Annotated in this window: 23 protein-coding genes and 1 pseudogene; 18 read left to right on the top strand and 6 right to left on the bottom strand. The window is 36.5% G+C overall.

The genetic code is table 11. The annotated features are described in order from the left end of the window. The first annotated feature begins 201 nt into the window (after positions 1 to 201). The 5 genes from V7183_RS01690 (at position 202) to corA (ending at position 5,659) form a co-directional block, all read left to right on the top strand. Positions 202 to 939 (top strand): FixH family protein, encoded by a 738-nt coding sequence (locus V7183_RS01690; protein ID WP_335358501.1) that lies wholly within the window; start codon positions 202 to 204, stop codon positions 937 to 939. Between the two features lie 364 nt (positions 940 to 1,303). Beyond that, complete coding sequence (gene deoB / locus V7183_RS01695; RefSeq protein WP_335358502.1) at positions 1,304 to 2,488, top strand: phosphopentomutase; 1,185 nt, start codon at positions 1,304 to 1,306, stop codon at positions 2,486 to 2,488. 13 nt (positions 2,489 to 2,501) lie between these two features. Further along, positions 2,502 to 3,323 carry a purine-nucleoside phosphorylase gene (locus tag V7183_RS01700; RefSeq protein ID WP_097896745.1) on the top strand — a complete coding sequence of 274 codons (822 nt, stop codon included), beginning with the start codon at positions 2,502 to 2,504 and terminating at the stop codon, positions 3,321 to 3,323. 7 nt (positions 3,324 to 3,330) lie between these two features. Then, entirely contained in the window at positions 3,331 to 4,635 is a 1,305-nt protein-coding gene (locus V7183_RS01705; RefSeq protein ID WP_335358503.1) for a pyrimidine-nucleoside phosphorylase, read from the top strand. A gap of 61 nt (positions 4,636 to 4,696) precedes the next feature. Then, positions 4,697 to 5,659 carry a magnesium/cobalt transporter CorA gene (gene corA / locus V7183_RS01710; protein WP_141523170.1) on the top strand — a complete coding sequence of 321 codons (963 nt, stop codon included), beginning with the start codon at positions 4,697 to 4,699 and terminating at the stop codon, positions 5,657 to 5,659. Between the two features lie 32 nt (positions 5,660 to 5,691). Here the strand turns inward: corA and V7183_RS01715 are convergent, their stop codons facing one another. Together V7183_RS01715 and V7183_RS01720 are read right to left on the bottom strand one after the other, a co-directional pair. Next, positions 5,692 to 6,981 carry an NCS2 family permease gene (locus V7183_RS01715; protein WP_335358504.1) on the bottom strand — a complete coding sequence of 430 codons (1,290 nt, stop codon included), beginning with the start codon at positions 6,979 to 6,981 and terminating at the stop codon, positions 5,692 to 5,694. Positions 6,982 to 7,113: 132 nt separating this feature from the next. Next, complete coding sequence (locus tag V7183_RS01720) at positions 7,114 to 7,782, bottom strand: SIMPL domain-containing protein (RefSeq protein ID WP_335358505.1); 669 nt, start codon at positions 7,780 to 7,782, stop codon at positions 7,114 to 7,116. A 157-nt stretch (positions 7,783 to 7,939) separates the two neighbouring features. Here V7183_RS01720 and V7183_RS01725 point away from each other — a divergent pair, with 157 nt between their 5' ends. Together V7183_RS01725 and V7183_RS01730 are read left to right on the top strand one after the other, a co-directional pair. After that, complete coding sequence (locus tag V7183_RS01725) at positions 7,940 to 8,359, top strand: MarR family winged helix-turn-helix transcriptional regulator (RefSeq protein WP_141523169.1); 420 nt, start codon at positions 7,940 to 7,942, stop codon at positions 8,357 to 8,359. A gap of 99 nt (positions 8,360 to 8,458) precedes the next feature. Further along, positions 8,459 to 9,004: a hypothetical protein gene (locus tag V7183_RS01730; RefSeq protein WP_335358506.1), complete on the top strand. Its 546-nt coding sequence runs from the start codon at positions 8,459 to 8,461 to the stop codon at positions 9,002 to 9,004. Between the two features lie 19 nt (positions 9,005 to 9,023). On the opposite strand, the gene V7183_RS01735 is transcribed toward V7183_RS01730, so the two are convergent. Genes V7183_RS01735 through V7183_RS01750 form a run of 4 tightly spaced genes read right to left on the bottom strand, consistent with a single transcriptional unit; the run spans position 9,024 to position 12,469 of the window. Continuing rightward, positions 9,024 to 10,133: an ABC transporter permease gene (locus V7183_RS01735; protein WP_335358507.1), complete on the bottom strand. Its 1,110-nt coding sequence runs from the start codon at positions 10,131 to 10,133 to the stop codon at positions 9,024 to 9,026. Positions 10,134 to 10,145: 12 nt separating this feature from the next. Beyond that, on the bottom strand, positions 10,146 to 11,213 hold the full coding sequence (locus V7183_RS01740; protein WP_335358508.1) for an ABC transporter permease: 1,068 nt from the start codon (positions 11,211 to 11,213) through the stop codon (positions 10,146 to 10,148). Next, entirely contained in the window at positions 11,203 to 12,084 is an 882-nt protein-coding gene (locus tag V7183_RS01745; protein ID WP_335358509.1) for an ABC transporter ATP-binding protein, read from the bottom strand. Before V7183_RS01745 ends, V7183_RS01740 begins: the two co-directional genes overlap by 11 nt. Beyond that, entirely contained in the window at positions 12,050 to 12,469 is a 420-nt protein-coding gene (locus tag V7183_RS01750) for a GntR family transcriptional regulator (protein WP_097896734.1), read from the bottom strand. Before V7183_RS01750 ends, V7183_RS01745 begins: the two co-directional genes overlap by 35 nt. Positions 12,470 to 12,632: 163 nt before the next feature. Between V7183_RS01750 and V7183_RS01755 the strand changes: the two genes are divergently transcribed. The 11 genes and pseudogenes from V7183_RS01755 to V7183_RS01805 all read left to right on the top strand — a co-directional run bounded on the left by V7183_RS01755 (position 12,633) and on the right by V7183_RS01805 (position 20,637). After that, on the top strand, positions 12,633 to 13,826 hold the full coding sequence (locus V7183_RS01755) for a D-alanyl-D-alanine carboxypeptidase family protein (protein ID WP_335358510.1): 1,194 nt from the start codon (positions 12,633 to 12,635) through the stop codon (positions 13,824 to 13,826). A 173-nt stretch (positions 13,827 to 13,999) separates the two neighbouring features. Then, on the top strand, positions 14,000 to 14,350 hold the full coding sequence (gene spoIIAA, locus V7183_RS01760; RefSeq protein ID WP_097896731.1) for an anti-sigma F factor antagonist: 351 nt from the start codon (positions 14,000 to 14,002) through the stop codon (positions 14,348 to 14,350). Then, positions 14,351 to 14,791, top strand: coding sequence for an anti-sigma F factor (gene spoIIAB, locus V7183_RS01765; protein WP_003200026.1), 441 nt, complete (start codon positions 14,351 to 14,353; stop codon positions 14,789 to 14,791). It begins immediately after the preceding gene. 12 nt (positions 14,792 to 14,803) lie between these two features. Next, complete coding sequence (gene sigF / locus V7183_RS01770; protein WP_335358511.1) at positions 14,804 to 15,562, top strand: RNA polymerase sporulation sigma factor SigF; 759 nt, start codon at positions 14,804 to 14,806, stop codon at positions 15,560 to 15,562. Between the two features lie 94 nt (positions 15,563 to 15,656). Then, positions 15,657 to 15,839, top strand: a pseudogene (locus V7183_RS01775) (stage V sporulation protein AA); the annotation flags it as partial. Between the two features lie 23 nt (positions 15,840 to 15,862). Beyond that, positions 15,863 to 16,321, top strand: a complete 459-nt coding sequence (gene spoVAC, locus V7183_RS01780; RefSeq protein ID WP_335358512.1) for a stage V sporulation protein AC — start codon at positions 15,863 to 15,865, stop codon at positions 16,319 to 16,321. A gap of 12 nt (positions 16,322 to 16,333) precedes the next feature. Then, entirely contained in the window at positions 16,334 to 17,350 is a 1,017-nt protein-coding gene (spoVAD, locus tag V7183_RS01785) for a stage V sporulation protein AD (protein ID WP_335358513.1), read from the top strand. A gap of 3 nt (positions 17,351 to 17,353) precedes the next feature. Next, the gene (gene spoVAE / locus V7183_RS01790; protein WP_335358514.1) at positions 17,354 to 17,704 is read left to right on the top strand and encodes a stage V sporulation protein AE; all 351 of its coding nucleotides are present in this window, start codon (positions 17,354 to 17,356) and stop codon (positions 17,702 to 17,704) included. A 5-nt stretch (positions 17,705 to 17,709) separates the two neighbouring features. Next, positions 17,710 to 18,288 carry a stage V sporulation protein AE gene (locus tag V7183_RS01795; RefSeq protein ID WP_335358515.1) on the top strand — a complete coding sequence of 193 codons (579 nt, stop codon included), beginning with the start codon at positions 17,710 to 17,712 and terminating at the stop codon, positions 18,286 to 18,288. Then, on the top strand, positions 18,266 to 19,738 hold the full coding sequence (locus tag V7183_RS01800; RefSeq protein ID WP_097896715.1) for a spore germination protein: 1,473 nt from the start codon (positions 18,266 to 18,268) through the stop codon (positions 19,736 to 19,738). The genes V7183_RS01795 and V7183_RS01800 overlap by 23 nt, the downstream gene beginning before the upstream one ends. Before the next feature lie 95 nt (positions 19,739 to 19,833). Then, complete coding sequence (locus V7183_RS01805) at positions 19,834 to 20,637, top strand: Cof-type HAD-IIB family hydrolase (RefSeq protein WP_335358516.1); 804 nt, start codon at positions 19,834 to 19,836, stop codon at positions 20,635 to 20,637. The last annotated feature ends 107 nt before the right edge of the window (positions 20,638 to 20,744 follow it).

Raw genomic sequence — 20,744 nt, forward strand, 5'->3', positions numbered from 1 at the left:
TTTTTATTCTGCATCGCAGGGAGTTTTCGATGTCGAAAAATTAAAATGGATTTATATAGTAATTATAGAATGCATTTTGAAAATAAAAATGAGCACTTCACAAAAACTTCACAAACATTTCGTACATTGTTTTCAGCAGAAGGCTAGAATATGGCCAGGCATTTCCTCTATACTAAGTAAAGTATGAAGGAGGAAATAAATATGAAAAAACTTGTAATTACTTTATTTATCGCAATGCTAGCATTGGCTGGCTGTAATACAAAGAAAGAAGAATCAACGAAAAAAGACAAGATTGAAGAAGTTAAAGTAGCAGTTCAAACAAATCCGAAAGAAATTAAGCCAAATGAAAAAACAGAAGTACAGGCACTTGTTACACAAGGAAAAGAAAAAGTAACGGATGCTGACGATGTGAAGTTTGAAATTTGGAAAGATGGTGAAGAGAAGCATGAAATGTTAGACGGTAAACATAAAGGAAAAGGTGTTTATGCAGTTGAGAAAACATTCCCATCTGACGGTGTATACCATATCATTGCACATACAAACGCACGTGAAATGCATGTGATGCCAGAAGTAAAAGTTGCTGTAGGAAATGCAAAAGTTGAGGATACAAAGAAAGAAAGTGGTCATGAGGCAGGGCACGGTGATCATAAGAGTGATACAATGATTCACCTTATGGCTGGTGATATAAAAGTAAATGCTGAATCAACAATGAAAGTTCATTTGAAACAAAAAGAGGAAGCGTTAACTGGTGCAGAAGTACAGCTTGAAATTTGGAAAGATGGCGTTGAAAAGCATGAGTTTGTTCCAGCTAAAGAAGGTAACAAAGGCGAGTATGAAAGTAAACATACGTTTAAAGAAGCTGGTACTTATAAAGTAAAAGTTCATGTGAAAAAAGGCGAACTTCACGAACATAAAGAAGAAACAGTAGAAGTAAAATAAAAAGCAGCTCTTTAGAGCTGTTTTTTATTTTAATATTACGAAATAAGTCATAATTTTATTAGCGCTTCTCTGCAGAATGGATTACAATAGAAAGTGTGAAGAAAATAAGAATTTCTACGAAAATGTATTAAAAAGAAAGCGTAAACATGTTATGATACCTGTATCAGATGTCTGACATCTGACTTAGAAAAACCAGGAAATTTTCACTTCGCTTGAAAGTAAGGCGAAGAAGGTTGAAGAATAACTAAAAGAAGTATTTTTCGTTAGTGGGAAATAAAGAGAATTCTCACTAATAGCAGTTTCACTTTACAGCGTTTTGAACATACTACAAGAAGTGGAACTGAACATATAGGAGGGTGTAGTTATGAATAAATATAAACGTATTTTCCTAGTCGTAATGGACTCTGTAGGAATTGGAGAAGCACCGGATGCTGAAAAATTTGGTGATTTAGGTTCTGACACACTTGGGCATATTGCTGAACATATGAACGGATTACAAATGCCAAACATGATGAAATTAGGTCTTGGCAATATCCGTGAAATGAAAGGAATTTCTAAAGTAGAGAAACCACTTGGTTATTATACAAAAATGCAAGAGAAATCTACTGGGAAAGATACAATGACAGGTCACTGGGAAATCATGGGCCTTTACATTGATACACCATTCCAAGTGTTCCCAGAAGGGTTCCCAAAAGAATTACTTGATGAGTTAGAAGAAAAAACAGGACGTAAAATTATCGGTAATAAACCTGCTTCTGGCACTGCTATTCTTGATGAGCTTGGTCAAGAACAAATGGAGACAGGCTCTTTAATCGTGTACACTTCTGCTGATAGCGTATTACAAATCGCAGCTCATGAAGAAGTGGTACCACTTGAAGAGTTATATAACATTTGTAAAATTGCACGTGAACTAACACTGGATGAAAAATATATGGTAGGTCGCGTTATTGCTCGTCCATTCGTTGGGAAGCCTGGAAACTTCACACGTACACCAAATCGTCATGACTATGCATTAAAACCATTTGGCCGTACAGTAATGAACGAATTAAAAGATAGCGATTATGATGTAATTGCAATTGGTAAAATCTCTGATATTTACGATGGAGAAGGCGTAACAGAATCTCTTCGCACAAAATCTAATATGGATGGAATGGACAAGCTTGTAGATACATTAAATATGGACTTTACAGGTATTAGCTTCGTAAACTTAGTTGATTTTGATGCAATGTTCGGTCACCGCCGCGATCCTCAAGGATACGGAGAAGCACTACAAGAATATGATGCACGTCTTCCAGAAGTATTTGAAAAACTAAAAGAAGATGACTTATTAGTTATTACAGCAGATCATGGTAATGATCCAATTCACCATGGTACAGACCATACGCGTGAATATGTACCATTATTAGTATACAGTCCAAGCATGAAAGATGGCGGACAAGAATTACCACTTCGCAAAACATTTGCTGATATTGGTGCAACTGTAGCAGAAAACTTTGGTGTAACAATGCCAGAATACGGAACAAGTTTCTTAAATGACTTAAAAAAATAAGGGGGAAAATGAAATGAATCGTGAACTTATTACAAAATCAGCTTCATACTTAAAAGAGAAATTCCAAGAAACGCCACAAGTAGGACTAATCCTTGGTTCTGGATTAGGTGTATTAGCAGACGAAATCGAAAATGCAGTAACAGTACCTTACAATGAAATTCCTGAATTTCCTGTATCTACAGTTGAAGGTCATGCTGGCCAATTAGTATTCGGTACACTTCAAGGGGTTACAGTTGTAGCAATGCAAGGTCGTTTCCATTACTATGAAGGATACGATATGCAAAAAGTAACATTCCCAGTTCGTGTTATGAAAGAATTAGGTGTAGAAACAGTTGTTGTTACAAACGCAGCTGGTGGTGTAAATACATCATATGAGCCAGGCGATTTAATGTTAATCTCAGATCATATTAACTTTATGGGATACAATCCATTAATCGGACCAAATGATTCTGAAATGGGTGTACGTTTCCCTGATATGTCTGAATCTTATAGTAAAGATCTTCGTGCAATGGCGAAACAAGTTGCAGCTGATTTAAATATTAAAGTACAAGAAGGCGTATATGTTGCGATGACAGGTCCAGTATACGAAACACCAGCAGAAATTCGTATGATCCGTACAGTTGGCGGCGATGCTGTCGGAATGTCAACTGTACCAGAAGTTATTGTAGCGCGTCATGCTGGGATGAAAGTACTTGGTATTTCTTGTATTTCAAATATGGCAGCTGGTATTTTAGATCAACCGCTTAATCATGAGGAAGTAATTGAAACAACAGAGCGTGTAAAAGCAAACTTCTTAGCGCTTGTAAAAGCAATCGTAAAACAAATGAAGGGATGAATTCACAATGAGAATGGTGGACCTAATTGCTAAAAAACGTGACGGACATGCATTAACGACAGAAGAAATTAATTTTATTGTTGAGGGTTATACAAACGGTGATATTCCAGATTATCAAATGAGCTCACTTGCAATGGCAATTTTCTTCCAAGATATGAATGAACAAGAACGTGCTGATTTAACAATGGCTATGGTAAATAGCGGCGATACAATTGATTTATCAGCGATTGAAGGCGTAAAAGTAGATAAGCATTCAACAGGTGGTGTTGGTGATACAACTACGCTTGTATTAGGTCCATTAGTGGCTGCTTTAGATGTACCAGTGGCAAAAATGTCTGGCCGTGGTTTAGGACATACAGGTGGTACAATTGATAAATTAGAAGCAGTACCAGGATTCCATGTGGAAATTGAAAATGATGAATTTATTCGTCTTGTAAACCAAAATAAAATTGCGATTATCGGACAAAGTGGAAACTTAACACCTGCTGATAAAAAGTTATATGCACTTCGTGATGTAACTGCGACAGTAAACTCTATTCCGCTTATTGCAAGCTCTATTATGAGTAAAAAAATTGCAGCTGGTGCAGATGCAATTGTACTTGATGTAAAAACAGGTGCAGGCGCATTTATGAAAACAGACGAAGATGCAAAGCGTTTAGCAGAAGCAATGGTACGCATTGGTAATAACGTTGGTCGTAAAACGATGGCTGTTATTTCCGATATGAGTCAACCGCTTGGCGAGGCAATTGGTAATGCATTAGAAGTAAAAGAAGCAATCGATACATTACAAGGCAAGGGACCGAAAGATTTAGAAGAGTTATGTTTAACGCTTGGAAGTCAAATGGTGTACCTTGCTGGACAAGCTTCATCTTTAGAAGATGCGCGTGAAAAGCTAATTGAAGTAATGAACAATGGAAAAGCGTTAGAAGCATTTAAGATGTTCTTAGCGGCACAAGGCGGAGATGCTTCTGTTGTTGATGATCCTTCTAAGCTGCCACAAGCAAAGTATAAAATCGAAGTAGAAGCAAAAGAAGACGGATATGTATCCGAAATTGTTGCAGATGAAATTGGAACAGCGGCAATGCTTTTAGGTGCAGGACGTGCAACGAAAGAATCTGAAATTGATTTAGCAGTTGGACTTATGCTTCGCAAAAAAGTAGGCGATAGCGTGAAAAAAGGTGACTCACTTGTTACAATTTACGCAAATCGCGAAAACGTAGAAGATGTAAAAGCAAAAATTTATGAGAACATGAAAATAGCGACAGCGCATGTAGATGCACCGAAACTAGTGCATGGCATCGTAACAAAATAAAGTAAAAAAGCTAAGGAGCCTTCTCCTTGGCTTTTTTTGTTGTTTTTTGTTTATAATAATAATGGGTGAAGTTATGATTAAAATTTGTGCAATAACGAAAGAAGATGAAGTGTTATACGATGTTTCATTAGAAGAAACGAAGAGAGAAGATATCATATGGTATTGGCTTGATTTATATAAGCCAACAAAAGAAGAGTATACATATATTTTACAAGACCATTTTAAATTCCATCCTCTTGCGATTGAAGATTGCGTAGAATATGTACAGAGGCCAAAAGTAGATTTCTATGATGGATATAACTTTTTAGTTCTTCATGCATTTGGAGAAGATGGATTAGAACCACACGAAATTGACTTATTTGTTAGTGATCGCTATATTGTCTCTTTTCATTTCTCGCATAATAATGCGATTGAAAGAGTGTGGAAAACGCTTGGTGAGAGAAAACGTATTAAGAAGAGCCCTCTACATGTAGCACATACAATTATTGACCAAATTGTTGATGATTACTTTGCGCCTGTTTACTACATTGAAGATCATTTGAATGCTATTGATGACAATTTAACAGGTGAGACAGCAGGAAGTGTATTAGAAGAGGTATTTGATATTCGTACAGACTTATCTAAGCTTAGACGTACAATTGTACCGATGCGTGACCTATTATATCGTATTTTAAATTCAACTCGTTTTTACGGGATAAGCGATCATGAAATTTATTTTAAGGATATACATGATCATTTGCTAAAGCTTACAGAGATGATTGAAGCTAGCCGAGAATTAACAGCAGATATTCGGGACAGTTATTTTTCATTGAACTCACATCATATGAACAATATTATGAAAACATTAACGGTTTTCTCGACGATCTTCATGCCGTTAACATTTATTGCTGGGGTATATGGAATGAACTTCACGCATATGCCAGAGCTAGCTGGGAAATATAGCTATTTTATTTGTTTAGCTCTTATGGTTTTAATTGGCGGAGGAATGATGGTGTGGTTTTATAAAAAGGGTTGGTTTAAGTAAAGAAAACGCCGGGAATCCCCCGGCGTTTTCTACTAGCCAATGGCCTGTAACACAAACATGGCTAAGAATAGGCATGCAATGATATACATGGACGGTGCGACTTCTTTATGCTTTCCAAGAGCAATCTTTAAAATAGGATAAGCGATAAATCCGAACGCAATGCCATCAGCGATACTATATGTGAGTGGAATCATAACGATGATTAAAAACGCTGGAAATCCTTCTGAAAAATCATTTAGAGGGATTTGCTGAATGTTTGTAATCATGAGACCACCAATAATAATTAAAATTGGCGCAATGGCACTATTAGGAATTAATTTGACAAATGGAAGAGCAAACAGTGACGCAAAGAATAACATCCCTGTAATGATGGACGTCAGACCTGTTTTACCACCTGCCGTAATACCTGCGGCACTTTCTACTGTTGAAACAGTAGGACTTGTACCAAATAGACCACATGTCATTGCTGAAATTGCATTTGCTTGATAAGCACGTGGGAATTTACGATCATCTTCTAATAATCCGTGTAAAAGTCCCATGTTCTCAAAAATAAGCACCATGCTTAAGGAGAATGTTGCAATCCAAAACGGTAAGGAAGAGAGTTTTCCAAATGACATAGCTCCAAATACATCCCCGTAGTTAGCGAATGAAAATGAGCTACTTCCTACTTGGCTTGTATCAACAAGACCAAATAGCCATGCAATACCAGTTCCAATTGCAATCGTCCATAAAAAGTTCCCACGTACATTTCGAATAAATAAAACAAGTGCCACAATAAGAGTAAGCAATGTTGCGAGAACAACAGGACTACTTAATTTTCCTAGTGCAACAGCAGTGTTCGGATTCGAAACAACTAAACCACCTTTTTGCAATCCAATGAAAGCTAAGAATAAACCAATGCCGACAGTAATCGCTTCCTTTAATGACTTTGGAATTGATAATGAAAGCGTGCGAGCAATTGGTGTAAACGCGGCAATTGCAAAAATGATACCAGCAATAAAGACGGCTGCTAATGCTTCTTGCCAAGTTAATCCGAGCGTATGAACAGCAGTGTACGTGAAGAATGCATTTACACCCATACCGGGTACAAGAATGGCAGGTGCATTTGCCCAAAATGCCATCATTAGACATCCGACAAATGAACTGAAAACAGTTGCCAAAATTCCTGCTTCAAGCGGAATACCGGCATCTGATAAAATTGACGCATTTACAATCATGATATAAACGATTGTGAAAAATGACGTCACTCCAGCCAATATTTCTTGCTTTGGTGATGTGTGGTGTAGGTCTAATTTGAATGTTCTTTCAAGTATTCCTTTCATGTTAAACCTTCTTTTTCATATCCCTCTCCCACCCGTGATATCCCTTTTGTAAAGAGCTCACCGTCCTTTATTATATCAGAACATAGTGTTTTTACAACAAGAAAAATGATAGCGGTTACTTAAAAAATCCTCTTATAAATAAGTGAAAACGGCTCGGATAGAAGAGACAATTTCTAGTTCTCCTGATTGAATGGGTGGAGCTGCCTGTGCGTGTAAAGTAGCGTAAGCCATCACTTCACGCGGCAATTGTGCTGACTCTTCAGTGAGTGAGAGCGGGACGGGATTAATATTTAGATTATATGTACTTGCAATGGTACGAGCTTTTTCTACTGCATGTTGTACGGCTTGCAGGAGTGCTTGCTGATAATATTTAGTGGGATGAGATACCCGAAAACGTAAACCTTTTGCTACGTTCGCACCATTTGTAACAGCTATATCATATACTTCCCCTGCTTTTTGTACGTTTAAAACGGTAATTTCATACAAATGTTCTACACGATAACCTTGTAATAATGCTTTATCATTTACATATTCGTATTGGGGAGTAATTGTATAGGAAATGGTCTCGATGTCCTTATCTGCAATCCCTAGCTGCTTGAGTGCATCGAGTAATTGTCTAGACTGTATTGCGTTTTCTTCCTGTGCTTGCTTTACATTTTTATTGTCGGTTCTAATTCCAATTGTTAGCACTACAACATTTGGTTTTGCCCGTATAATTCCTTCACCTTGTACTGTAATTGTTGCCTCTTTACCCCCACTACTGCGCATATCAGGTAAATATGGATTCATCCCACCTTGCATTCTCGCTCACCATCCTTTCTATATATATATGAGCAAAAGAGAGAAAATTGTATGTAAAAAGTTACATAATTGAGAATCGAAAGGAAAGAAAACATATACAACATAGGCATGTATAGATTATAATATGTACAAATATGATAAAAAAGGATCGAGGCTAGTGAACGAAAAAAGAGAAGCGCTGATTTTAGATTTATCTGCATCATTTCGAAAGATGATACGTTTATTACAAAATGATATTAATACACGTTTTTCAGAACATATGCCATATAATGAATTCTCTGTATTACGTGCATTATTTTTGAAGAGTCCACAAATGGCATCACAAATTGCAAGTGAAGTAAACGTAACATCCAGCCATATTACTGCTGTAACAGATCGTCTTGTACGAAAAGGCTTTGTAACGAGAAAACGTTCTAATTCAGACCGACGTATTGTGTATCTAGAGATTACAGAACATGGAAAAGAAGTGACTGAAAAACTTGAGGCTGTACGTAAAGAGTACTATAAAGAGAAATTTAAAGATTGGAGCGACCAAGAGATAGACATGGTATTAGAGCTATTTGGCCGCGTATTATAATAAATGAGGATAGGAAGCGAGAGCTTTCCTATCCTTTTTCTTTGAATAAAAATATTTTGAAACTCCGATACTTTAATTAAAAAGATCGGAGGAAAAATTATGAAACACTTTTTTGCACTTATCATTCTAGTTGGAAGTTTCTTCTGCTTTAATACATTAATGTATGCTGATACACCTATTCAAGTTGTACAAAAAGAAGTGAAATACATTGAAAATGATAACCCTGTATTATATTCAAAATTATGGGTTCGCTCCATGCAAAATGCAGTATTATTTCATCATAGTGATAATATCCGCAATCAAGACACATTGCGTAATGTAACGAGTTCATCGCTTATTAAAGCGAAGCAATTGTCATTTAAGAACGCATCTATGTACATTCCGAGATTATCACAATACGTATCAAAAGCGGGAAAAGAAAATATTCAAGTTTACTACATTGCTGTACGCTATCATGTGAAAAAAGAAAATCCATATCAATTAAATGGGATGAACTACTTTCTCCAAGTATTTGTGAAAGAACGTGGGGAGTGGAGGATTGCTGAAAGTGTAGTCGCACCGACAGACCAAATTGTACAGAACGGTGATGGGTTTGGGATGAAAGAAGAGATGGTGTATGGGGATAGGAGAGAGAATGTGAAATAACCTCCTCGTTGTGAGGAAGTTATTTCACAGGCCAAGAAAATTTAAGTTTTAATAAGCGAGATAATAGTAGGTAGATTATCGTACTAGTTCCTATGAAACCAATATAATACTTCAAGATAGCGTGGCTTCCTCCTCCTATCATTATTCCTCTTGCTACCATTCCTCCTCCTGCTAGCATTCCTCCAAGCATTCCAATAAATATTACACAACATAGCATACATATTTTATTGAGTTGTGGATATAACAGAAAGTTTCCGTTTTGTTCATTAGGTGATCTTGTATATAAGTACATACTTAAAGGAAATAACATGAGTATGTTAGCGATTGGGCCAATAAGTTTCTTCGCTGAAGGAATGTGCGTGAAATCTGGCTCGTTATGACGTACGCCATGCTCATCAGTATAGGCACGCTGAGGATTATAATTAAAATCAATATTGAATCCGCGTGCTGGTGCTAAAATACTCCCTTTTTCTATTATGCCTGTATACAAATCATCTACGTTCCTCATTGTATAAGGGGCCATATTTGTATGGATGGAAATAAATCCAACAATTAAAGTAGGAAAAATAAAAGGGAATCCAAGTATAGCAGCGGTAAAGAATCCTTGTGAGACAATATTACCAGCAATTGTTCCTATACATAATGCGAGTGTATAAATAGCAATTAAGACAATAACCATGTATAAGAAATAAGTATGAAATGGTGAAAATACTTGATACTTATTATGAAAGGTAGTTTTTTTCATAATAGCAAAAAGTCCCCAATTCAATATAACGATAGCTACAATATTACACACACCAAAAAGCCATTTTGTTATAAAGAGATTTTTCCGTTTAAATGGCATAGCCCATAGAAAATCACTTGATTGACTTTGACGCTCCCATCCAATAAGAACACAGGCTAATGCAATGAGGACAGCTCCTTGAATCATGATAGTATCAACAAGTGAAAGGTGATAAGTGTACCGGAATATATATTTCAATTTATTATTTTCATGGAAAAAGTTTAGTTGCTCTGCAGCTGCTAAATAATATTTATATGATAATACATAGAAGCTTACTAACCAAAATAGCCAAACAATATATTTACTTTGCTTGTATGTGTGCATCCATAATGCTTTTTGAAACATAGGATCTCTCCTTTAAAAAACTTTATAGTTTGTAAGACGTGATAATACAAAATAAGTGACCAGTCCAGCGAAAAAGAATCCAACATAGTAACTAAATAACAAATTAAAATGATTTAACATTCGGCCGCCTATTAATGCGAAATATATGGTAGCACTCCATATCCAAATTGAGCGGTATTTTTGAAAAATAAAGATTTTCTTATTATTTTCATTCGGTGACCTCGTGTAAAGAAATGTGCCAAGAAGTAAGCCGAAAATTGTATAGAAAATAGAAACAAGAATTACTTTGGCAGAGTAGTAACTATGAGAAGTAGGGCCTCTCTGTATCACTTTTCCATGCTCTTCATACGATTGGGCACTAGGATGATAATTATAATTAATTGAAAAATCTAATATAGCACTTGAAATGTCGGTTTTTTTATCGAGTTTATAAATTTTTTCAGAACTTGCATAACTTTTATCCCCTTGTATTGCATCAGCGTGAACCGTAAAGAAAAAGAGTAAGAGTGAAAAGATTCCCATTCCCATTACGCAAAAAGTAATGCTAAAGATGCTTTGTGAAATAACACTGCCAGTAAATGTACCAATACATAAAGAGACAGTATAGATAGCAACATATGAAAAAATTGCATAAAGAAAATATCGATGAAACGGTTCGAACGATTGATATTTAAAGTGGATCGTAGACTTATAAATAAAATACATAAGACCCCAATTGATAAGAAGTGATATTACAATGAAAAATGTACCGAAAATCCACTTTGATAAGAACATATCACGCCTTTTAAATGGCAATGTCATAAATAAATTCTCATTTTGATTACTTCGCTCCCAGCCAATTAATATACAGGATAGGATAATTGCAATAATACTCAACCAAAAGCTATTAGAAGAATAAAAAGAATAATGATAATAAAACTGTTTTTCCCCCATGCTTTCTGGATGGAAAAAGAGAGACTGTTGCTCCTCTGCAGCTTGATAGTATTCATAAGATAAAAAATAAAGTGTACTCAAGAAAAATAGTAACGCAGCATACTTCCCGCGCTTCCAATTCCACATCCATAACGCCTTATGAAACATAAACATCCCCCTCAAGTGTCGTAACGAAGACATCTTCAAGTGACATTGTTAATTCTTCAATAAGTATTGGTTGCTCTTTATAAAACTTCTCAAGTGTTGCAGCAACATTTTCTTCGATTAAAATCGTATACACTTTTCCTGTTTGATTTAATATTTTAATATTGCTTAAGTTTTCTAGTTTTTGAGGTAATGAACGTTCATAAGCAACTTGTATTTTTGCAAATCGTGATTTTGCATCATCTAGTGATGTAATAGAAGCGATTGTATGATCTTTTAAAATGATGATCGTATCCGCAATCTTTTCAACTTCATCTAAATGATGAGTAGAGATGAAAATTGTAATTTCGTTCTCTGCTACTTCTTCAACGAGAAATTGTAGAATCTGTCTTTTTACGATAGGATCAAGTCCGTTTGTCGGTTCATCTAAAAGGATGTATTCTGCTTTAGCTGAAAAAGCTAAAATGATAGCGAGTAATGCTTTCATTCCTTTTGAATAACTACGAATGCGTTTGTTTGGTAAATTGAAACGCTCTAATAGTTCATAGAAATATTGTTCATCAAACGCTGTATAAACGGCTTTATAGAACTTCACAATTTCTTTTACTGTATATCCGTTCAGTATGTTAGTAGAATCCGGAACATATACAACTTTTTGCTTAACTTCAGGATGTTTATGAATATCTGTATCCTCATATGTAACAATTCCTGCATCTGGGTCTAAAATGCCGACCATCGTTCGTAATAAAGTGGTTTTCCCTGCACCGTTTCTTCCGAGTAATCCGACGATACTACCTTTTTGTAATGTGAAAGAAACATCGTCTAAAATGATTTGATTATCAATTGTTTTCTTCAAGTTCGTCACTTTCAGCATCGGTATTTCCTCCAATCTCTTTGTAGTATGAATCTATCCAATCGTGAATTTTATCTTTTGTAATCCCAAGATAAGAAGCTTCTAGTAGTAATTGATGAAATTGCTTTTCAACCATAGCGATTTTCCTTTCGTCTAATGTCGGGGTAATCGATTGAGATACAAATGTTCCTTTTCCTCGTAATGTTTCAATAATTCCTTGGCGCTCTAATTCTTGATAGGCTTTACTAACTGTATTTGGATTTATAACGAGCAAAGAAGCGAGCTCGCGTACAGAAGGAAGCTTATCGCCTGGAGCTAACATGTTTTTTAATACGAGTTCTTTTATATTTTGAACAATTTGTTCCCATATCGGAGTGTTGCTTCTTGGATCAAGTTGAATATGCAAGAGCAATGTCTCCTTCCTGATGAGTATTAAGTGTACTACTATGCGTAATACACTTAATACGATATATACAGTAAGGTGATTTGTCAATACAATAATAGAAAAATATGGTATAAAAACATATTAATTGGAAAAAATAGGTTTGATATAGAATGGAGGGTTAGTCATGAAGCGAGTTTTTGGAATACTTATTTGTTTCATGGTGCTTTTTTCCGGTACTTCGGTTGGATTTGCACAGTCCGAGAAAAAAGGGGCTGAGAAAACAGAAGTAGAAACAGGGCCGAAGTTAGCGGAGGAAGCATTGTCAGCAATTGTGATTGAGCAAGATACGGGTAAAATTTTATTTGAGAAAAATCCAAATGAGAAGTTACCACCTGCTAGTATGACAAAGATTATGACAATGCTATTAATTATGGAACAAGTTGAAAAAGGAAAATTGAAACTAGAAGATAAAGTCAGAGCAAGTGAACACGCAGCTTCCATGGGAGGGTCGCAAATTTTTCTTGAGCCTGGAGAAGAAATGACAGTAAATGAAATGCTAAAAGGGATTGCCATTGCATCTGGAAATGATGCATCTGTTGCGGTTGCTGAACATATTGCTGGTTCGGAAGAAGGCTTTGTAAACATGATGAATAAAAAAGCAAAGGATTTAGGATTAAAAAATACACATTTCCAAAATCCAACAGGCCTTCCTGCGAAAAATCATTATTCAACTGCAAATGATATGGCAATTATGGCGAAAGAATTGATGAAATATCCACTCATTCGGAAATATACAGGGAAATATGAAGATTATTTACGCGAAAATACGGAGAAAAAGTTTTGGCTCGTCAATACAAATAAATTAGTTCGTTTTTACCCGGGAGTAGATGGGGTGAAAACAGGATTTACGACAGAAGCAAAATATTGTTTAACGGCATCGGCTGAGAAAAATGGAATGCGTGTTATTTCTGTTGTAATGGGAGCACCTACATCAAAAGAACGAAACAACGAAGTAACAAAGCTTCTTGATTATGCGTTTGGACAATATACGACAAAGAAATTGTATAAGCGCGGTGAAAAGATTAAGACGGTACAAGTAGGAAAAGGTAAGAAGGAAAAGGTTGATTTAGTTGCATCAGATAATGTTTCTCTCCTTATGAAGAAAGGTGAGAATATGGACAAGGTAAAACAAGAAGTTATCGCTGAAAAGAAAGTAAAAGCACCGATCAAAAAAGGCGATGCACTTGGCACACTTGTCATCAAAAAAGATAAAAATATTTTATTAAAGCAGACAATCGTAGCGAGAGAAGATATTCCTGCAGCGAGCTGGTGGGAATTATTTAAAAGAAGTTTTGGAATGTTTTCAACATCAAAATAGCGGCAAAAATTTTGCCGTTTTTCTACCTGCATACATGAAAAAGGTAGAATAATTGCTGAAGTTTACACATTATGGCGAAATAGTACTTCTTTTGTCATGAGGAAGGATTCTTATTTTATATTCACGAAAATCTTATGTAAATGAGTAAAGTTTGAGCATAAGGAGGAAATCGTGTGAGTCTTTCCATGCATTTAGAAGTAAAGCGTAATGTCCTATGTGTTAGGCTAGCGGGTGAATTAGATCATCATACTGCTGAAGAGTTGCGAGCGAAAGTAACCGATATGATCGAGACGCATGGTGTTCATCATATTGTATTAAGCCTAGAAAATTTAACATTTATGGACAGTTCTGGTCTTGGTGTTATATTAGGACGATATAAACATGTGAAAAGTTTAGGAGGGGAGATGGTCGTCTGTGCAATCTCACCTCCTGTCAAACGTTTATTTGAAATGTCAGGTTTATTTAAAATTGTTCGTTTAGAAGAAAGTGAAGCGCATGCGCTCGCGACATTGGGGGTGGCATAGATGAGAAATGAAATGAACCTTCAATTTTCAGCGTTAAGTCAAAATGAATCGTTTGCTCGCGTTACAGTTGCTGCTTTTATTGCACAATTGGATCCAACGATGGAAGAATTGACAGAGATTAAAACAGTTGTGTCTGAGGCAGTTACGAATGCAATTATTCATGGATATGAAGGGAATGCAGAAGGTGTTGTTTACATTTCAGTGATTTTGGAAGAAGCAATGGTGAAACTCACGATTCGAGATGAAGGGGTTGGCATTTTTAACTTAGATGAAGCAAGACAACCTCTTTTTACAACTAAACCTGAATTAGAGCGTTCCGGAATGGGATTTACTATCATGGAAAATTTTATGGATGAAGTAGAAGTTATTTCAAACGAATCTTTCGGGACAACAATCCATTTGACAAAATACTTATCAAATAGTAACGCTCTATGCAATTAAGGAGAATTGCCTATGGACATAGAGGTCAGAAATGAGAAGAAGAAACCTCAGCTAAAGGACCACGAGTTAAAAGCGTTAATTCAAAAAAGTCAAGATGGAGATCAAGGGGCGAGAGATACGATAGTTCAAAGTAATATGCGTCTCGTATGGTCGGTTGTACAGCGCTTTCTCAATCGAGGATATGAACCAGACGACCTATTTCAAATTGGCTGCATCGGCCTCTTGAAATCAGTAGACAAATTTGATTTATCTTTCGAGGTGAAATTTTCAACCTATGCAGTTCCAATGATTATTGGAGAAATACAGCGATTTTTGCGTGATGATGGATCGGTGAAAGTAAGCCGATCTTTAAAAGAAACTGGAAATAAAATTCGAAAAATGAAGGATGAGCTGTCTAAAGAATATGGGAGAGCCCCAACTATTAATGAGGTAGCAGAAGCGCTTGAACTAACGCCAGAGGAGGTTGTTCTTGCGCAGGAAGCAAGCCGTGCCCCATCTTCAATACATGAAACGGTGTATGAAAATGATGGAGACCCCATTACAATTTTGGATCAAATTGCAGATCAAGCAGAAACGAAATGGTTTGATAAAATTGCTTTAAAAGAAGCGATTAGAGAGTTAGATGAACGTGAACGCTTAATTGTATATTTACGTTATTACAAAGATCAAACTCAATCAGAAGTAGCAGAGCGAATTGGGATTTCCCAAGTGCAAGTTTCGAGGCTGGAAAAGAAAATATTAAAACAGATGAAGGATCGAATAGATGAATAACATCTATTCGATTTTTTTTATGAAAAAAGTTGTATTAGAAAATTTTCCAGAAACCATACTACAACTACGAGGAATAGTGAAGAGGTGAATAGAGTTGGAACAAACAATCTATCTCAAAATGCGAAATGGTCTACAGGTATCCCCTTCGTATGCAGTAAAGATTGCCGATATCTCTCAAATAGCTGGGGATGCTAGTGTACTTGAAAACATAAAAAATGAATTTGTCTATAAAATTACAGATCGTGATAAAACGTATGTTGTCATTGATGCTAGCAAAACGAGTAGGAGGGCGGTATAAAGATGAAACAAAGAAAGTTGAAAGATGACTACATAAATAAAGTGAAAGATTATCATCCGAAGTCAAATTATGTGATGAATTGTGTAAAGGCGTTTGTTGTGGGAGGGCTTATTTGTACAGTGGGAGAGGTACTGATGAAGTTTTATATGTATTATTTTCATTTTAGTGAGCAAGATGCCGGGAATCCTACAATAGCAACGCTTGTATTATTGTCAGCGATATTAACCGGATTTGGTGTATATGACAAAATCGGGCAATTTGGAGGGGCTGGTTCGGCGGTCCCTGTTACTGGATTTGCAAATTCTATGGCTAGCGCTGCAATGGAACATCGCAGTGAAGGGATTGTCCTTGGGATTGCTACAAATATGTTTAAGCTTGCTGGGAGTGTAATTGTGTTCGGTGTTGTTGGGGCATACATTGTTGGTTTAATTCGATATACGTTTAAACTTTTGATGTCGTAAAGGAGGATAGATATGAGATTGACAGGAAAGCAAACATGGGTATTTCAAAATCACATATTTGTGAATGCAACGGGTACGGCTGTCGGTCCAAAAGAAGCAGAAGGTCCTCTTGGAAAGTATTTTGACATTTCATATGATAATTTACACTGCGGGGAGAAAAATTGGGAGCTCGCTGAAAGAAGACTCATGAGCGATTCAATTCAGCAGGCTATGCAAAAAGGGAATATATCAAATTCGCAGATTGATTTTTTTTTAGCAGGGGATTTATTAAATCAAACGGTGACAGCAAATTATGTTGCTCGTGAGCTTGGGATTCCTTTTTTAGGTATGTTCAGTGCCTGTGCTACATCGATGGAGACTTTAGCGCTTGGAGCAGCTTTTATTGATGGGGGATTTGCTAACCGCGTGCTCGCTACAGTCAGTAGTCATAATGCAACTGCGGAAAGACAATTTCGCTGTCCGACAGAGTATGGTGGGCAAAGACCGAAAACAGCGACTTCCACTGTTACTGGGGCAGGGACAGTTTTAATTAGCAAAGAGCACAGTGATATTAAAATAACGGCCGCAACAATTGGAAAAGTACAAGATTTCGGAATTACCAATCCTTTTGATATGGGCTCGGCGATGGCACCGGCTGCTGCTGATACGATTCGACAGCATTTTGAAGATCTAGGGAGAAGTGCGGCAGATTATGATTTGATCGTTACTGGTGATTTATCGGGGGTTGGAGCGCCAATTACGAAACAACTTTTATTTGAGGAAGGGTATGAGCTCGGGTCTATATATAATGATTGCGGATTAATGATTTATGACGCGGATCAAGAAGAAGTTTTTGCAGGTGGTAGTGGCTGTGCTTGTTCAGCGGTTGTGACTTACGGACACTTACTACAAGAAATGCAAAAAGGGAATTTACAACGTATTTTTGTAGTTGCAACGGGAGCGTTATTAAGTCCGATTATGATGCATCAAAAAGAAACAATCCCGACAATTGCACATGGCGTTGTATTTGAAAGAGTAAAAGGGGGGTGAATTGTGGATTTTATATATGCATTTATCGTTGGAGGAGCTATTTGTGTAGTAGGACAACTTTTATTGGATTTTGCAAAATTAACGCCTGCACATTTAATGGCAACTTTTGTAGTAATTGGAGCTATTTTAGATAGCTTTGGTCTATATGATAAACTCATAAAATTTGCAGGTGCTGGGGCGACAGTTCCCATTACAAGCTTTGGGCATTCCCTTTTGCACGGGGCATTACAAGCCGCTGAAAAACATGGGTATTTAGGAATAGGAATTGGGATGTTTAGTTTGACTTCCGCAGGGATTTCAGCGGCGATATTATTTGCGTTTTTTGTGGCACTTATATGTAAACCGAAAGGATAAATCAAATGAGACGAAGGGTTATTTTGGTGACAGATGGAGATGAATATGCGAAGCGAGCAATTGAGCTGTTAACAAAGGAATTTGGCGGAAGATGTATTTCGGCATCGCAGAGCAATCCAACTAAATTGACAGGACAGAAGATTGTTGAGCTTATTATGCAAACGCCATATGACCCTGTATTTGTCATGTTTGATGATAGTGGATTTATTGGGGAAGGTCCGGGAGAAAAGGCGTTAAAATATGTGGCGACGCATAAACAAATTGATGTTCTTGGCATTTTAGCTGTTGCATCTAATACACACCATTGGGAATGGGCACGTGTGGATGTCAGTGTAGACCGAGGGGGAAGGTTAACAGAATACGGTGTTGATAAATTTGGGCTACCTGACGGCGAAATTGGCAGGATTAATGGGGATACGATTTATTGTTTAGATGAACTAAAGGTTCCTGTTATTGTTGGGATTGGCGATATTGGAAAGATGTGTGGCAATGATGAGTGGGAGCGAGGGTCGCCCATTACAAAGAAAGCAATTCAATTAATTTTAGAAAGGAGCGGGTTTTATGACGAAAAAGAAAAAAGTTAGTATTCCTATTTCTTCGTTTTTAAGTGACAATGAAAATTACTTAAAACAAACAGTTGGGCTGGGCGTCACATTTGATGTTGGGATTCGTAAATTTCAAATTCTTGATAAAAAAATTGGTGTATTGTTTGTAAATGGATTGTGTGATACAAACTACATTATTCACATTTTGGAAGAAGCAGTAGATACAAATGAAATAAGAGATGTTGAAGAAGATACAGTTAAGCTTTTAGAAAATCGTCTTATTCATCAACAAGTAAGTAAAGTAAAAACGATGGATGAGGTAATGCTACAAGTATTATCGGGACTTATTATTATCTTTGTGGAAGGTGAAACAGAGGCCTTTGCAATCGATGTTCGTAGTTATCCAGGACGAACACCGACAGAACCAGATACAGAAAAAGTAGTGCGCGGGTCAAGAGATGGTTTTGTAGAGAATATTATTGTAAATACAGGATTGATTAGAAGACGTGTCCGCGATCCACGTCTGCGAAATGAAATTATTCGGGTAGGGAATAGATCACAAACGGATATTTGTATTACTTATGTTCAAGATGTTGCAAATCCAGAGTTAGTAAGGATTATTAAACAAGAACTAGAGAATATTAATGTAGATGGAATTACGATGGCTGACAAGACGATTGAAGAATTTATAGTAAAACAAGGTTATAATCCATTTCCGCTTATTCGTTATACGGAAAGACCAGATGTGGCAGCGAATCATTTATTTGAGGGGCACGTATTAGTCATTGTTGACACATCTCCAAGCGTTATGATTACACCAACAACATATTTTCATCATGTACAGCATGCAGAAGAGTTTAGACAAAATCCTGCAGTTGGTACATTTTTAAGATGGATACGTTTTATAGGTATTTTATTTTCTCTATTTTTATTACCGTTTTGGTTAGTATTTGTATTTGACCCAACACTCTTGCCAGAGAAGCTTGCTTTCATTGGTCCAAATAAAATGACACATTTGCCTATTTTGTTACAAGTTCTGATGGCTGATGTTGGGCTTGAATTTTTACGAATGGCAGCCATTCACACGCCTACTCCATTATCATCAGCTACTGGATTGATTTCAGCAATTTTAATTGGTCAAATTGCAATTGATGTTGGCTTATTTGTTCCAGAAGTTATTTTATATACAGCTGTTACGATGATTGGGATATATGCAACGCCAAGCTATGAATTAGGACTTGGAAATAAGCTTGGAAAATTATTTGTCATTATTTTAACCGGATTGTTTCACGGAATGGGATTTGTTATTGGAATGACGATATTGATTCTATTTTTAACATCCATTAAGAGTTTACAAACACCATACTTATGGCCGTTCCTACCGTTTGATTGGGGGGCGTTAACGAAAGTTTTATTACGCCCAACGATGTCTAGTTTGAAAGTAAGGCCAAGTATTGTACATCCGCAAAATATACGCAGGCAAAAATAAGCAGGGTTATCTTCCTGCTTATTTTTTATTATAAATTTATTGTTTTTTAACAAAAAAACAACATTTTTTTCGTACACTTAGAGTAGACATTGTGTATGAAAGGGGAAGAGGGCATGATTAAATTATTTGTAAGTGATTTAGACGATACACTGGTTTATAATGTGAGCCATATGCATGAGGAAGATGAAAAGGCACTTTGCTGGCTGGCGGAAAAAGGGACGAATATTTGCTTCGCTTCTGGTCGTTTTACACATCGAATTCACGATGCGGTTAGGAGGTTCACTTTTCCATATTATACGACGGGATTAAATGGGGCTACAATGTTATTACCGAATGGGGAAATATTCCATGAATCAAAATTTAATGATGGAGTTGCCCAGGAAATATATCGATATATACATCACAAAAGGCTAGCTGATATCGTGTGTACAAAAGAGCAAAGATATACGAAAAAGAAAAATGAACACCATCATGCTTTTGAAGATTATATGGGCGTACATATTGCTGAAATAGAAACACTGGGGGAGGAATTTGGTAAAACAGTTCATCCAGCAAAGTTATTTGTGTATGGAGAAGAGGAAAAGATTGTGACATTGGATCAAGAACTAAGGGAAACATTTCATGAGCATGCTGAAATTTTTATTTCTGGAAAACGTTATGTTGATATTATGCCACTGGGCGTGAGTAAAGGAAGTGCTTTGAAACGTTTGATGGAGCATTTGAAAATTGAAGCACATGAAGTGGCTTGCATTGGGGACTCTTTTAATGATATTTCTATGTTTGCAGTAACGCCGCATTCTTTTACCCTTCATCATGCCCACCCATATGTAAAGGGAAAAGCGCATCATATCGTCCGTTCTGTAGAAGAAGCAATCATGAAATTACCTTTGCTTATATAATACATAAATTCATTTTGATTTTTCGGCATATAAGTTGCTGCTACGAAGAAAAAAGGTGACCGTTACTTATTTTCTCTCTTTGCTTTCACTTGGCATGGGATAGGAAG

The sequence above is a fragment of the Bacillus sp. JJ1127 genome (genome assembly GCF_036965845.1).
Lineage (GTDB): Bacteria > Bacillota > Bacilli > Bacillales > Bacillaceae_G > Bacillus_A.

What these genes read in the sequence shown, in the direction of transcription:
- spoVAD (WP_335358513.1), top strand. Translation starts at nt 16,334, where the DNA reads ATGAGATTGACAGGAAAGCAAACATGGGTATTTCAAAATCACATATTT.
- V7183_RS01800 (WP_097896715.1), top strand. Translation starts at nt 18,266, where the DNA reads ATGACGAAAAAGAAAAAAGTTAGTATTCCTATTTCTTCGTTTTTAAGT.
- V7183_RS01690 (WP_335358501.1), top strand. Translation starts at nt 202, where the DNA reads ATGAAAAAACTTGTAATTACTTTATTTATCGCAATGCTAGCATTGGCT.
- V7183_RS01745 (WP_335358509.1), bottom strand. Translation starts at nt 12,084, where the DNA reads ATGCTGAAAGTGACGAACTTGAAGAAAACAATTGATAATCAAATCATT.
- V7183_RS01715 (WP_335358504.1), bottom strand. Translation starts at nt 6,981, where the DNA reads ATGAAAGGAATACTTGAAAGAACATTCAAATTAGACCTACACCACACA.
- deoB (WP_335358502.1), top strand. Translation starts at nt 1,304, where the DNA reads ATGAATAAATATAAACGTATTTTCCTAGTCGTAATGGACTCTGTAGGA.
- spoIIAB (WP_003200026.1), top strand. Translation starts at nt 14,351, where the DNA reads ATGAGAAATGAAATGAACCTTCAATTTTCAGCGTTAAGTCAAAATGAA.
- V7183_RS01730 (WP_335358506.1), top strand. Translation starts at nt 8,459, where the DNA reads ATGAAACACTTTTTTGCACTTATCATTCTAGTTGGAAGTTTCTTCTGC.
- sigF (WP_335358511.1), top strand. Translation starts at nt 14,804, where the DNA reads ATGGACATAGAGGTCAGAAATGAGAAGAAGAAACCTCAGCTAAAGGAC.
- V7183_RS01740 (WP_335358508.1), bottom strand. Translation starts at nt 11,213, where the DNA reads ATGTTTCATAAGGCGTTATGGATGTGGAATTGGAAGCGCGGGAAGTAT.
- corA (WP_141523170.1), top strand. Translation starts at nt 4,697, where the DNA reads ATGGGTGAAGTTATGATTAAAATTTGTGCAATAACGAAAGAAGATGAA.
- V7183_RS01755 (WP_335358510.1), top strand. Translation starts at nt 12,633, where the DNA reads ATGAAGCGAGTTTTTGGAATACTTATTTGTTTCATGGTGCTTTTTTCC.
- V7183_RS01735 (WP_335358507.1), bottom strand. Translation starts at nt 10,133, where the DNA reads ATGTTTCAAAAAGCATTATGGATGCACACATACAAGCAAAGTAAATAT.
- V7183_RS01720 (WP_335358505.1), bottom strand. Translation starts at nt 7,782, where the DNA reads ATGCAAGGTGGGATGAATCCATATTTACCTGATATGCGCAGTAGTGGG.
- V7183_RS01795 (WP_335358515.1), top strand. Translation starts at nt 17,710, where the DNA reads ATGAGACGAAGGGTTATTTTGGTGACAGATGGAGATGAATATGCGAAG.
- V7183_RS01705 (WP_335358503.1), top strand. Translation starts at nt 3,331, where the DNA reads ATGAGAATGGTGGACCTAATTGCTAAAAAACGTGACGGACATGCATTA.
- V7183_RS01700 (WP_097896745.1), top strand. Translation starts at nt 2,502, where the DNA reads ATGAATCGTGAACTTATTACAAAATCAGCTTCATACTTAAAAGAGAAA.
- spoVAC (WP_335358512.1), top strand. Translation starts at nt 15,863, where the DNA reads ATGAAACAAAGAAAGTTGAAAGATGACTACATAAATAAAGTGAAAGAT.
- V7183_RS01805 (WP_335358516.1), top strand. Translation starts at nt 19,834, where the DNA reads ATGAAAGGGGAAGAGGGCATGATTAAATTATTTGTAAGTGATTTAGAC.